Raw genomic sequence first — 11268 nt, forward strand, 5'->3', positions numbered from 1 at the left:
CTGTTTTAACCCGGTGTGATCTGGAAGCCGCGCAGCGCTTTGGGACCGGGAATCGGGATGGGTCTACGCCAGGGTGTGCCGCAGACGAAACCGTCGTCGAAATCGGCGTGCTGGCCCACGCCACGGCCCAGATAGGTCACGGTGGTGCCTTTTTCCAGCGTTCCAGTAAGCTGCTCGACTGCCTTTTCAGCCGATGAGAGCAGCTTCTCTGCCAGAGCGCTGGCCCCCTCCATTTTCAGGCGGCTCAGCGCATTCACGCCTTCCAGCATGTGCCGGATTTCAGGGGTCCACGGTGGAATCCGCCTGACCCCGTCTGCTGTGATGATCAGGCCCCCGCCGTCGCCGCCCCCGAACAGAATGACGTGCTGCATCTTGTTCCTCCTTCCTTTTCAAGCTGCACCCGTTGGCCGGATGTGACCTGAGCTTAGGCAGAGGGGCGTGACCGGACCATGATCAATCTCAGCTCTATTTCAGCGCCTGTCGCTGCGCCTCGTCCAGCGCTGCCTTCGCGCTCTGCCTACCATTGGTGGCCCCGTCAATGGCGGTTTCCAGCAGGCGGGTCCAGCCCTCGTAGTCGGGGACCGGGGGGCGCGGCACGGCGCGGTTCAGTTGGGCGTGGGCGACGCGCAGTTGCGGGTTCTTGGCGTACCAGCCGTCCAGCAGCGGCGTGACTGCCTTACGGGGCGGGGCGTAGGCGGTGACCTGCACCCAGTTCGCCAGCCGCACCGGATCGTTCAGGAATTGCCAGAAGGCCAGCGCCCCGGCCTGGGCTGCCGCGCTGTTACCGCGCGGCACGCTCAATGTGGCCCCGCCCAGCGGCACGGTGCAGGCCCCGGCTTTCTCGCAGGGAAAGGGCGCGATGCCCAGGTCGAAGAACGGCAGCTTCCGGGCGTCAATCCAGTTGGCGACGCTGGCCAGGACAAACACGTTCTGCCCGCGCGCGAAATCAAAAGCGGCGCGCGTGGCGTCGTTCAGGGTACGCGGCTGGGCGGTCTTCGCGGCGCTCATGCGGGCCAGTTGGGTCAGGGCGTCCACGGCGTCGGGGCTGTTCAGGGCGGGTTTCGCGCCTTCCACCAGCGAGCCGCCGCGCGACAGGACATTGGCCTCGAAGGTCCAGGCATCGGCCACGGCTACCAGCGGGCGTTTGGAGCTGCCCGCGAGTTTTGCGGCGGCAGCTTCCAGTTCGGTCCAGGTGGTTGGGGCCTTGACTCCAGCCCGCTTGAGTGCTCCGGCGTTGTACATCAGCACCGGCACGCTGACATTCCAGGGCAGGCCGTAGAACTTGCCCGCCAGTTGTCCCGATTTCCAGACCGCCGGGTAAAAGTCCCCGGTCAGGCTGTCTGGTAGCGCGTCCACGGCTTTACTCAGGTCCAGCAGTTGCCCGCCTGCCGCCAGCGCCGGAAACTGCGTGAACTCGATCTGCGCCAGTGCCGGGGGCTTCCCAGCCCTGATCGCCGCGTCCAGTTTGGGCTGCAGCTCGCGGTAGTTGCCCAGCGAGACGGGCACGATCTCGTAGGCGCTCTGCGACTTGTTGAAGGCTGCCGCATACCCATTGACCGTGTCCTGCACACCTGTCATGGCATGCCAGAACTCCAGGCGCAGCGGCGCGGCATGGGCGGCACCGACAAGGAGCAGGGCAGACAGGGGGGCAAGGAGGCGCACCCCCGGAGTCTAGCCGCTGGGTCTGACGGCAACTTGAAGACCGGGTTCCCTGCGCGGACATCCACTCCCAGCAAACCCGCAGCCCCGCCCTGGCCCGCTAGACTGCTGCCATGCGTCTGCGCCGTCTTCTGCTTCCCATCGCTGCTGGAACCGCCGTGTGGTATCTGCGCAGCGTCTACCGTTTCCGCGATCCCGTGCGCGTGCCGCCGACTGTGGCGGGCGTGGTCCTCAGCCCCGCAGACGGCGTGATCAGTTTCGTGCGGCGCATCGAGGACGGCAAGATTCAGAGCGACGCGCTGAACGCGGCCCTGAAAGTCGGGGACCTGCTGGGCAGTGCGGCGGCGGCGCAGAACGGCTGGCTGATGGGCATCTTCGTCGGGCCGCTGGACGTGCATTACGTGTATCAGCCACTGGCTGGGCAGATCACGGAGGTGCAACACACCGCCAGCCGCAGCGACGTGGCCCTGCTCGGCCCCGGCGAGGCGCTGTCCATGCTGGCCGGGCAACCCACCGATCTGCTGGGCGGGCGCGGCACGCTGGAAAACGAGCGGCTGAGCTTTGTGACACGGGGAGAAGCGGGTCAGGTCACCGTGACGCTGGTGGCCCCCGGCGCGGGTCTGAAGGCCACCTCCTACCTCAAGGGGGGCGATGAGGCCAGCGCCGGACACAAGGCCGCCTTTCTGGCCGAGGGCGGACTGGTGCTGCTGTGCCTGCCCGCCGAACTGACCCCGCAGGTGAGCGTGGGCGAACGCGTCGTGGGCGTGCAGACGGTCATTGCCGCGAACGTCTGACCGTCAGATGGTTTGCCATTGACACCGCCACCCACGCGCTAGACTTCTGCGCTGGCCCGTTAGACTGGGGCTACAAGGAAGGAAAACGCCGTGCCCTCATCCAAAAACGCAACTGCCCAGAACAGTGACCGCCATCCGCCCGAGCGCCCTTCGCCCGAGCGGGTGGGTGAGCGTCTGGTGGCGGACCGCAAGGTGCGGGCGGTGGCGGGGGCGGGCAGTTACGACACCGAACTGGCCTGGGCGGGCAGCCAGCCCACCTTCGTGACTTTCGAGCGCGATCTGCTGTCCGCCCAGACCGAGATTCGCGCGGGCGTCAGCGTGGAGCGGTTTCCCTTCGAGAAGCTGGAGGCGTGGCGTGACTGGGATACGGCCCGCGCCGAGGCCCCGCTGGCCCTGCTCGCCACCAGCCGGGTGCTGTATGACCCCACCGGTAATTACGGGCGCATCCAGCGGACGCTGTGGAACCTGAGTGCGTCCCAGCGGGCCGCCTACCGCGCCGAACTGCTAAATCTGGCCGCCGAGGGATTGACCGCCGCCCGCGCCGCCCACACCGGGCCGGGCCACGGCGTACAGGAGCAACTGCTAGCCCTGGCCGACGCCCGCGAGATCGCCCTGAACCTGCTGTATCCGGCCTTGCTGACCCACATTCACCAGTGGCCCGAATTCGAGGTCCGGCTGCCCCACGCGTGGCGGGCGGCGGCGGGCCTGCGCTTTCCCAAGGCCATTTACCGCCTGGAACAGCTCTACGCCTTCGGCGGTCAGGAGGAAGCCCGCCGGGCGTTGCTGGCCACGCGTGGGCTGGGGCTGCTGGCCCAGGAACGCCGCGCCCGCACCGCCTACACGGCGGGGTATTACGACGGCGCACTGCGTTATCTGCGAGACGAAACGGCCCGCACCCACCGCGACGATCTGGCCCGCTGGTCCAGCCTGTCCGGTGCCCGCCGCGAGAAGCTGGGGACGCTGCTGGGCGTGACCCGTGCCCCCCTCGGCCCCGCCGCACTGAATCTGGCCGAGGAACTGCTGGAAGCGGTGCGGGACGGGGAATAGCGGGCTGTGAGCAGAGGTAGGGGAAGGCCGGAGCGTTTGCTCTCCGGCCTTTCTCCATTTGAGTCTTCATTTGAGGGGGCGCAATACGGCATGCCCTCCTAGTGTTACACTCCTGCCTGACAGGCACCCGCCTGCAAATTTCCCCCCTCTCTCGGCAGTCCTGTGAGGCTGCGCCCGCCCCGTGAGGCAGGAGAAGGAGTTCCCTATGATCATGTCCCCATTGAGCCGTCAGCAAGCGCTGAGCGGCGTTTTTTTTGTGCCATCAGGCCGCGTGCCGGGGGCTGAAGCATGAGCGGCCCCAAGGCGATCATTCTCAGCACCGACGAGACGCGCCGCGCCCTGACCCGCATTGCCCACGAGATCGTGGAGCGCAATAAGGGTGCGCAGAATCTGGCTCTCATCGGCATCCACACGCGCGGCATTCCGCTGGCTACCCGGCTGGCCGCCAAACTCTCCGAGCTGGAGGGCGTGGATGTGCCCACCGGCATGCTGGACATCACTCTCTACCGCGACGATTTAAGTGAGGTGGCCCACCAGCCGATCATCCGCGAAACGCAGGTGCCCTTCGACATCTCGCAGCGGCGGGTGATTCTGGTGGACGACGTGCTGTACACCGGGCGCACCGTGCGGGCCGCGCTGGATGCGCTGATCGATCTGGGCCGCCCGGCTGGCATTCAACTGGCCGTCCTCGTGGACCGGGGGCACCGTGAGCTGCCCATCCGCGCCGATTACGTGGGCAAGAACCTCCCCACATCAAGTAGCGAAGTGGTGAAGGTCAAGCTGCACGAAACCGACGGCGTGGATAGCGTGGAGCTGTGGGACCTGAGCGAGTTGAAGGCGGAGTTGCGATGACTGCCGCTTCCATCTCTGCCACGGCCCGGCCCCGGCATCTGCTGGACTTTCAGGACTGGTCCCCTGAACGCCTGACGGCCATTCTGGACAACGCCGACACCATGTTGCAGGTGCTGGACCGCCCAGTAAAAAAAGTGCCTGCCCTGCAAGGCCTGACCGTCTGCAACGCCTTTTTCGAGAACTCCACCCGCACCCGCACCAGTTTTGAGCTGGCGGCCCGCCGCATGAGCGCCGACGTGCTGACCTTTGCCGCTGGAAGCAGCAGCGTCAGCAAGGGCGAGAGCCTGCGCGACACGGTGGAGGTGCTGACCGCCTATAAGGTGGACGCCTATATCGTGCGCCACCATGCCGCCGGGGCCGCGCATCTGGTGGCCCGTTACAGCGGAAAACCTGTGATCAACGCCGGGGATGGCCGCCGTGCCCATCCCACCCAGGCGCTGCTGGACGCCTACACGGTGCGCCAGGAATTTGGCAGTCTGGAGGGCAAAAAGGTGGCGATCATCGGCGACGTGCGCCACAGCCGCGTGGCCCGCAGCAACGCCGAGCTGCTGCCCATGCTGGGGGCCGAAGTCGTGCTGTGCGGCCCGGCCACCCTGCTCCCCTCCGATCTGGCCGCGCTGCCAGGCGTGACGCTGACCAGTGACCCGAAGGAAGCGGTGCGCGGCGCACACGCGGTCATGGCCCTGCGCCTGCAAAAAGAGCGCATGGGCGGCGGCTTTCTGGGCAGCTTGCAGGAATACGCCGACACCTATCAGGTCAACGAGGCGCTGATGGCCGAGGCCGAGAGCGGCGCAATCGTGCTGCATCCCGGCCCCATGAACCGCGATCTGGAAATCAGCGGCGAGGCGGCGGACGGCGCGAGGAGCCGCATTTTGCAACAGGTGGAAAATGGGCAGGCGATCCGAATGAGCGTGCTGTATCACCTTTTGGTGGGGCGGGATTGAAATTAACCGCCCTCCTGTCCTGCGCTCTGCTCTGCGGCTGCCAGCCCACTCAAACCCAGACCGCAGTTCCATCCACGGTCATAGCCCAGTCTCCCGAACAGACTGCAGCCCGCGCCTATCTGGCCGAAGTTCGCGCCTCGCTGAACGTTGCGTATCTCAAAGACCGTGAAACCACCACTTCCGGCGACTGCGACAGCCCGCGCTTCGAGGACATCTCGCCGCCCCAGCTCTTGAAAGTCGAGGCATGCCGCCTGTCCATTGGGTCCAGCGCCGACTACCGCATCGAGGTTCGCTTCGTGGGTGGTCAGAGCTGGATCGCGGACCCCGGCGGTATTCGTCAGGCCGGAGCCGAAGCCCTGCAATTGCTGAATTGAAGCCCCCTCTCTGACCGAGGTTCCCATGACACTGACCATCACCAACATCAAGCGTCCCAATTCCACCACAACCGAATCCATTACCCTTGAGAACGGCGTCATCAAGGGCTGGAACATTCCGGCAGAGGGGAAGACCATTGACGGACAGGGCGGCACTGTGGCCCCCGCATTGATCGAGCTGCACGCCCACCTGCGCGAGCCGGGGCAGACTGAGAAGGAAGATCTGGCCTCGGGCCTCGCGGCGGCGGCAGCAGGGGGCTACGGAACAGTGGTCTGCATGCCCAACACCGTACCCGTCATCGACGATCCGGCCATCGTCCGCAGCCTGATCGAGAAGGCGAACGGGCTGGGCTTCGCGCACCTGCATCCGGCGGCGGCGCTGACCAAGGGGCAGAACGGCGAGGCGTTGGCCGAACTGACCTATCTGAAAGACGCCGGGGCCGCCATGTTTACCGACGACGGACGCACCAACGAGAACGCGCGGGTGCTGCGGCTGGGGCTGGAATACGCGGGCAGCCTGGGGATGATGGTCAGCGTTCATGCCGAGGACGCTTCGTTGCGCGCCGACGGTGTGATGAACGAGGGGGCAGTCAGCGAGGCGCTGGGCCTGCCCGGCAATCCGGCAGCGGCGGAGGCGGCCCGCGTGGCGCGCGATCTGGAGATTCTGGCGGGGCTGCACGCGCAGGGATCGAAAGCCCACCTACACGTCCAGCACCTGTCCACCGCCCGCGCTCTGGAACTCGTGCGCGGCGCAAAGGCACTCGGGCTGAATGTGACCTGCGAGGTCTGCCCGCACCACCTGACCCTGACCGACGAGGCGCTACGCGGCTTTGATGCCCTCTACAAAGTGGCCCCGCCTCTGCGAACGCAGAATGATGCCGACGCCCTGCTGGAAGGTCTGAAGGACGGCACGGTGGACTGTATCGCCACCGATCACGCCCCCCACACCCGCGCCGAGAAGGAACGTGACTTGCTGGACGCTCCCAGCGGCATCGCCTACATCGAACTGGCCTTTCCGCTGATGTACACGCGCTTTGGTGCAGACCTGGGGCTGGAAAAACTGCTAGACCTGATGACGGCTGCCCCCGCCCGCCTAATGGGCTGGCCCGTGCCCTCGCTGGAAGCTGGTGCGCCCGCCGATCTGGTGCTTCTTGATCTGGAGACCGAACGGGAAGTCAAACCTGCCGAATTCAAGACCAAGGCCAAATTCACGCCCTGGGCTGGGGAAATGCTGAAAGGCTGGCCGCTGCTGACTGTGGTGGGCGGGCAGGTGGCGTACCGCCGGGAGTGAGCTTTCAGTAAGCGATGCCTACCCGGTAGCCGACATGCTCCCGCTCTAGCAACTCGGCGTAGGCAAAGGCCGCCGTGTCCCCGGTGGAAATCTGCTGTCCGTCTACTGGCAGGTAATCCCGCTCTATCCGGTAACCACCCACGGCTTCGCCGTCTGGCAGGTAGGTGGGGCAGACCACCGTCCAATCCAGCGCGGAGCCGCGCAGCATCTCGTAGGCCCGCTGGTGTTCCTCTGCTGCGAAGGTCTGCTTGCGCTGGGATTCGTTCGACTGGTAGCGCAGTTTGCCCGGTTCGGTGCGGCTGTCCAGAATGCCTGCCGTTCCAATCGTCACGATTCTGGAAACGCCTTGCGCTTTCATTCCGGCGATGATGGCTGCCGTCGCTTCTGTCAGCGTGGTTGTCGTATCGGTGCTGAGGGCGCTGATCACGGCGTCCACCCCGGCGATCAGCCGCTCCACCGTTCCTGCATCCCGCGCGTCTCCCTGAACCAGCGTCAGCCCTTGCCGTGGCTCCCGTCCATCCAGAGTCCGCACCAGGGCTTTGACTGCGTGGCCGTCCTGCAAGGCGCGGCGGACGATTTCACTTCCCGTTCGCCCAGTCCCGCCAAAAATCGCAATGTTCATCTGTATTGCCTCCTCTTTGATCTTCCACGTCTTTGTGCCGCTCCGTATCTCTGCTGGCTTAAAAAGCCTTGAACTCCCTGATTAGAAGGGAGCGTTCTCGCCCGTCGTCTCCGCTTTGGTGTCAGTTGAGTGGTCCGGCGCTGGCCCCCTCTTCTCGCCTGCACACTTGCGCTGGATTTCGTCCTCTACACTTCTGCCATGCAGGCCCCCCCTCTGGTCAACCCGCAGGTTCAGGCCCTGCTCTCGCGTGAGCGCACGCTGCTGGCCGATCTCCAGGCGTTTCTGGAAACCCAGGGTGCGCCGCCCGAAGTGGTGGAACACGCCCGCACGGCGGCCCGCAGCCTGGACGAAACCTTCTTGCTGGTGGTGGTGGGCGAATTCAACGCGGGCAAGAGCAGCTTTGTGAATGCGCTGCTGGGCGCGCAGGTGCTGCCCGAAGGCGTCACGCCCACCACGGACCGCATTTATGTTCTGGTCCACGGCGAAAAGGCCGGGCAGATGGAAGCCACCAAAGACCCCTTCGTCAGCCGCCTGACCTACCCGCTGCCCAGTCTGGAGGGGGTGGCGCTGGTAGATACCCCCGGCACCAACGCGATCATCCGCCAGCATCAGGCGCTGACCGAGGGCTTCCTGCCGCGCGCCGATCTGGTGCTGTTTCTGACCAGTTCTGACCGCCCGTTCACGGAGTCTGAACGCCAGTTCCTGAGTCTGGCCGCCCGCTGGGGCCGCAGCGTGATCATGGTGGTCAACAAGGCCGATCTACTGGAAACCCAGGAGCAGAAGATGCAGGTGCGCGAATTTGTGGAGACCGGGGCGCGCGGCGTGCTGGGCCTGACACCTCCGGTGCTGCTGATCAGCGCGCGGGCCGAGCAGCGCGGCGGCGATCCGGGCTTCCATGCCCTACGTGAGGTGCTGAAGATGCGCCTGTCACAGACCGAGCGCACCCGCCTCAAGCTGCAAAGCCCGCTAGGAACGGCGGCGGAGCTGCTGTCAGGCGAGGTTACCCGCGCCGACGCCGCCCGCCAGACCCTCAGTGAAGACCTGAGCATCCTGCGCGATCTGGAGGCCCAGCGCGAACACCACCGCGTGACCATGCTGGGCGAGCTGGACGGTCAACTGAACCGCGTGGCCCGCCTGCTCTCTGAGTTCGAGGTGCGTGCGGACCGCTTTATCGACGATAAATTGCGCTTCGGCAATATCCGGGGCCTGCTGAACAGCCGCCAGATGGAAGGGGAGTTCAGGAGCGAGGCCGTGGCTGACTTACCCGACGTGATTGACCGGCAGTTCGGCAGCATGATCGACCGTTTCGTGGAAGCCAATCTGAACTTCTGGGAGGACGTGCAGGCGTTTTTAATCCGCCGCCAACCGTCGAACGAGGTGGCCCGTACCCGTTTCGCCTATGACCGGGGCGCGCTGCTGGAGAGCATTGCCGGGAGTGCCCACGATCATCTGGAAAACGTCACTGAGAACGAGCTGGCCCGCCAACTGGCCCGCGACGCGGAAGATGCCATGAAGGGCGCGGTGGGCGGACTGGCCGGTGGGCTGGGTATCGGCGCGGGCCTGGGCGCACTGATCGGCGCGTCGGCGCTGGATTTCACGGGTGGCATTCTGGCGGGCTTAACCCTGGGTAGCCTGGGCCTGTTCGTGCTGCCCAACAAGAGATTGCAGGCGCACCGGCAGTTGCGGAGCAAGGTGGAGAATCTGCGCGCCGCCCTGGAAACCATCGTTCGCCGCGAATACGAGCGCGAGCAGGAACGGGCTGATGCCCGCCTGCGCGACGCCATCAGCCCGTATACCCGTTTCACTGAGCAGGAGCAGACGCGGTTGGAAGGCGCGAAGACGCGGGCCGCCGAACTGGGCGGGGAACTGGAGGCGCTGCGCGAAGAGGTCAAGGGACTGAATTAAGTGGATGCCGGCGCGCGGGTTGCCGCCTCTTTTTCCACCTTCCCCAGTCCGCTGGCGTGTGCTACAGTCGCAAGGCTTGTCGGATTCTGTCCGGCGTGCTGCCAGGCCCCGCCCCAGCAACGCTGGTGGGGCTGAGCGCAGGCCCCCGGGCACAGCAAAAAAATCCGGCGCGGATTTTAAGGAGAAACCATCATGTCGAAAGTATGCGAAGTATGCGGAAAGGGACCGATTGTCGTGAACTCGGTCATCCGCCGGGGTAAGGCCCGTGCGGCGGGCGGCGTGGGCCGCAAGGTCACCGGCGTTTCCAAGCGGGTCCAGAAGCCCAACCTCCAGCCCCTCACCGTCACGCGTGCGGGCATCAGCCTGCGTCTGCGGGTCTGCTCCAAGTGCCGCAAGAGCCTGACCTGAACTGAACTCAGGAATGGATCGCGCCCTCCTCCAGATTGGAAGGGGGCGCATTTTATTGGTTTCAAATATTGGTGATTCCGGCTCTCGTCGTTTCCACCTCAAGTGTGTGTGGGGCTTCAGGGATCTCTGGAGGCACTGTCGTCGTCCGGAGGACTGACCTGGGCTTGGGGTTTCGGCTTGCGGTCCATCACGAAACTGCCGATTAGCAGGGCAAGGGTGCCCCCCACCACGCAACTGTCTGCAATATTGAAGATTGGGAAGTCGCCCTGCCCGATGGCCCGCGTGATGGCGCTGAGCGGGGGCGCATGGATCATGTCCGTGACCTGCCCGAAGCGTAGGCCGTCAATGGCGTTGCCGACGGCCCCCGCCGAGATCATGGCCAGCACGACACTCAGAAAGCGGTGCTGCGGGCGCACGTACAGGTAGACCAGAATGCCCAGCCCCACCAGCAGGCGGCCCAGCGCCAAGGGTGCGGCGCTGCCACTGAACATGCTCCAGGCCGCGCCGGTATTAAAGGTCAGAAGCCATTCCAGCACGCCAGGAATCACCACCTGCGCGGGCAGGCCGGGTTGCAGGTTCGCCAGCGCCCATGCCTTGAGCGCCTGATCCGCCACGATCAGCACGGCGGCGATCAGCAGTGGCAGCCAGAAGGCGGAGCGGGAAGCACGGTCGGTCAACGTCGGCACGCCGCGCAGTATATGGAGTACGGCCCCTGAACAGGGGAAGGCATGAAGAGAGACGTGCAGCAGACGCACTTCATCCTCCTGCCACCTTCTGCCGCCAGAAGGCGCGGCACAATGGGCGCTATGGCAAACGTCGAATCCTTCGATCTGGACCACACCAAGGTCAACGCTCCCTACGTCCGACTGGCTGGGGTCAAGACCACCCCGCACGGCGACAGCATCAGCAAGTACGACCTGCGGCTGCTTCAGCCCAATGCTGGGGCTATTGAACCTGCCGCGATCCACACCCTCGAACACCTGCTGGCCGGATACCTACGCGATCACCTGAACGACATCGTGGACGTGTCTCCGATGGGCTGCCGCACCGGCATGTACATGGCGGTCATCGGCGAACCAGACGAACAGGGCGTTCTTAAAGCCTTCGAGGCTGCCTTGCAGAACACTGCCGCGCATGACCTTCCTATCCCCGGTGTCAGCGAACTGGAGTGCGGCAACTTCCGTGACCATGATCTGGCGGCGGCCCGCAAGCACGCCCAGGACGCGCTGGACGGGGGGTTAAAGGTGCAAAAAACCATTCTGCTGGAGCGGTCCTGAGAAGCAGATCGTGCAGGGGGGTTGACAGTTCTGGGAATCCCCTGTATCTTTTCTGAGCCTCCAACGAGGCGGGAAGCATGACAACCGAGCGTGAA

13 protein-coding genes are annotated in these 11268 nt (G+C 65.3%); 9 read left to right on the forward strand and 4 right to left on the reverse strand.

From position 1 onward, the window contains the following. Positions 1 to 5: 5 nt before the first annotated feature. Both DAAJ005_RS02960 and DAAJ005_RS02965 read right to left on the reverse strand, forming a co-directional pair. Positions 6 to 371: a hypothetical protein gene (locus DAAJ005_RS02960; RefSeq protein ID WP_151845814.1), complete on the reverse strand. Its 366-nt coding sequence runs from the start codon at positions 369 to 371 to the stop codon at positions 6 to 8. 94 nt (positions 372 to 465) lie between these two features. Then, complete coding sequence (locus tag DAAJ005_RS02965) at positions 466 to 1662, reverse strand: ABC transporter substrate-binding protein (protein ID WP_226342540.1); 1197 nt, start codon at positions 1660 to 1662, stop codon at positions 466 to 468. Positions 1663 to 1772: 110 nt separating this feature from the next. Between DAAJ005_RS02965 and DAAJ005_RS02970 the strand changes: the two genes are divergently transcribed. From DAAJ005_RS02970 to DAAJ005_RS02995, 6 genes are all read left to right on the forward strand, one after another. Continuing rightward, positions 1773 to 2453, forward strand: a complete 681-nt coding sequence (locus tag DAAJ005_RS02970) for a phosphatidylserine decarboxylase (RefSeq protein ID WP_151845815.1) — start codon at positions 1773 to 1775, stop codon at positions 2451 to 2453. Between the two features lie 162 nt (positions 2454 to 2615). Beyond that, the gene (locus DAAJ005_RS02975) at positions 2616 to 3500 is read left to right on the forward strand and encodes a hypothetical protein (RefSeq protein WP_151848356.1); all 885 of its coding nucleotides are present in this window, start codon (positions 2616 to 2618) and stop codon (positions 3498 to 3500) included. 288 nt (positions 3501 to 3788) lie between these two features. Next, complete coding sequence (gene pyrR / locus DAAJ005_RS02980) at positions 3789 to 4352, forward strand: bifunctional pyr operon transcriptional regulator/uracil phosphoribosyltransferase PyrR (protein WP_151845816.1); 564 nt, start codon at positions 3789 to 3791, stop codon at positions 4350 to 4352. After that, positions 4349 to 5296, forward strand: coding sequence for an aspartate carbamoyltransferase catalytic subunit (locus DAAJ005_RS02985; RefSeq protein ID WP_151845817.1), 948 nt, complete (start codon positions 4349 to 4351; stop codon positions 5294 to 5296). The genes pyrR and DAAJ005_RS02985 overlap by 4 nt, the downstream gene beginning before the upstream one ends. Further along, positions 5293 to 5670, forward strand: a complete 378-nt coding sequence (locus DAAJ005_RS02990; protein ID WP_151845818.1) for a hypothetical protein — start codon at positions 5293 to 5295, stop codon at positions 5668 to 5670. Before DAAJ005_RS02985 ends, DAAJ005_RS02990 begins: the two co-directional genes overlap by 4 nt. A 25-nt stretch (positions 5671 to 5695) precedes the next feature. Then, on the forward strand, positions 5696 to 6961 hold the full coding sequence (locus tag DAAJ005_RS02995; protein ID WP_151845819.1) for a dihydroorotase: 1266 nt from the start codon (positions 5696 to 5698) through the stop codon (positions 6959 to 6961). Between the two features lie 4 nt (positions 6962 to 6965). Here DAAJ005_RS02995 and DAAJ005_RS03000 read toward each other — a convergent pair whose 3' ends face one another. Further along, positions 6966 to 7583 (reverse strand): NAD(P)-dependent oxidoreductase, encoded by a 618-nt coding sequence (locus DAAJ005_RS03000; protein ID WP_151845820.1) that lies wholly within the window; start codon positions 7581 to 7583, stop codon positions 6966 to 6968. Between the two features lie 198 nt (positions 7584 to 7781). Here DAAJ005_RS03000 and DAAJ005_RS03005 point away from each other — a divergent pair, with 198 nt between their 5' ends. Both DAAJ005_RS03005 and rpmB read left to right on the forward strand, forming a co-directional pair. After that, positions 7782 to 9488 carry a dynamin family protein gene (locus DAAJ005_RS03005; protein ID WP_151845821.1) on the forward strand — a complete coding sequence of 569 codons (1707 nt, stop codon included), beginning with the start codon at positions 7782 to 7784 and terminating at the stop codon, positions 9486 to 9488. 192 nt (positions 9489 to 9680) lie between these two features. Further along, entirely contained in the window at positions 9681 to 9896 is a 216-nt protein-coding gene (gene rpmB, locus DAAJ005_RS03010; RefSeq protein ID WP_075835160.1) for a 50S ribosomal protein L28, read from the forward strand. Positions 9897 to 10012: 116 nt separating this feature from the next. Here the strand turns inward: rpmB and lspA are convergent, their stop codons facing one another. Then, positions 10013 to 10582 carry a signal peptidase II gene (gene lspA, locus DAAJ005_RS03015; protein WP_255448043.1) on the reverse strand — a complete coding sequence of 190 codons (570 nt, stop codon included), beginning with the start codon at positions 10580 to 10582 and terminating at the stop codon, positions 10013 to 10015. A 120-nt stretch (positions 10583 to 10702) separates the two neighbouring features. Here lspA and DAAJ005_RS03020 point away from each other — a divergent pair, with 120 nt between their 5' ends. After that, positions 10703 to 11173, forward strand: a complete 471-nt coding sequence (locus tag DAAJ005_RS03020; protein WP_192930835.1) for an S-ribosylhomocysteine lyase — start codon at positions 10703 to 10705, stop codon at positions 11171 to 11173. Positions 11174 to 11268: the final 95 nt, after the last annotated feature.

The sequence above is a fragment of the Deinococcus sp. AJ005 genome (genome assembly GCF_009017495.1).
Taxonomy (GTDB): Bacteria; Deinococcota; Deinococci; order Deinococcales; family Deinococcaceae; genus Deinococcus.

What these genes read in the sequence shown, in the direction of transcription:
- DAAJ005_RS03020 (WP_192930835.1), top strand. Translation starts at nt 10,703, where the DNA reads ATGGCAAACGTCGAATCCTTCGATCTGGACCACACCAAGGTCAACGCT.
- DAAJ005_RS03000 (WP_151845820.1), bottom strand. Translation starts at nt 7,583, where the DNA reads ATGAACATTGCGATTTTTGGCGGGACTGGGCGAACGGGAAGTGAAATC.
- rpmB (WP_075835160.1), top strand. Translation starts at nt 9,681, where the DNA reads ATGTCGAAAGTATGCGAAGTATGCGGAAAGGGACCGATTGTCGTGAAC.
- pyrR (WP_151845816.1), top strand. Translation starts at nt 3,789, where the DNA reads ATGAGCGGCCCCAAGGCGATCATTCTCAGCACCGACGAGACGCGCCGC.
- DAAJ005_RS03005 (WP_151845821.1), top strand. Translation starts at nt 7,782, where the DNA reads ATGCAGGCCCCCCCTCTGGTCAACCCGCAGGTTCAGGCCCTGCTCTCG.
- DAAJ005_RS02995 (WP_151845819.1), top strand. Translation starts at nt 5,696, where the DNA reads ATGACACTGACCATCACCAACATCAAGCGTCCCAATTCCACCACAACC.
- DAAJ005_RS02985 (WP_151845817.1), top strand. Translation starts at nt 4,349, where the DNA reads ATGACTGCCGCTTCCATCTCTGCCACGGCCCGGCCCCGGCATCTGCTG.
- DAAJ005_RS02960 (WP_151845814.1), bottom strand. Translation starts at nt 371, where the DNA reads ATGCAGCACGTCATTCTGTTCGGGGGCGGCGACGGCGGGGGCCTGATC.
- DAAJ005_RS02970 (WP_151845815.1), top strand. Translation starts at nt 1,773, where the DNA reads ATGCGTCTGCGCCGTCTTCTGCTTCCCATCGCTGCTGGAACCGCCGTG.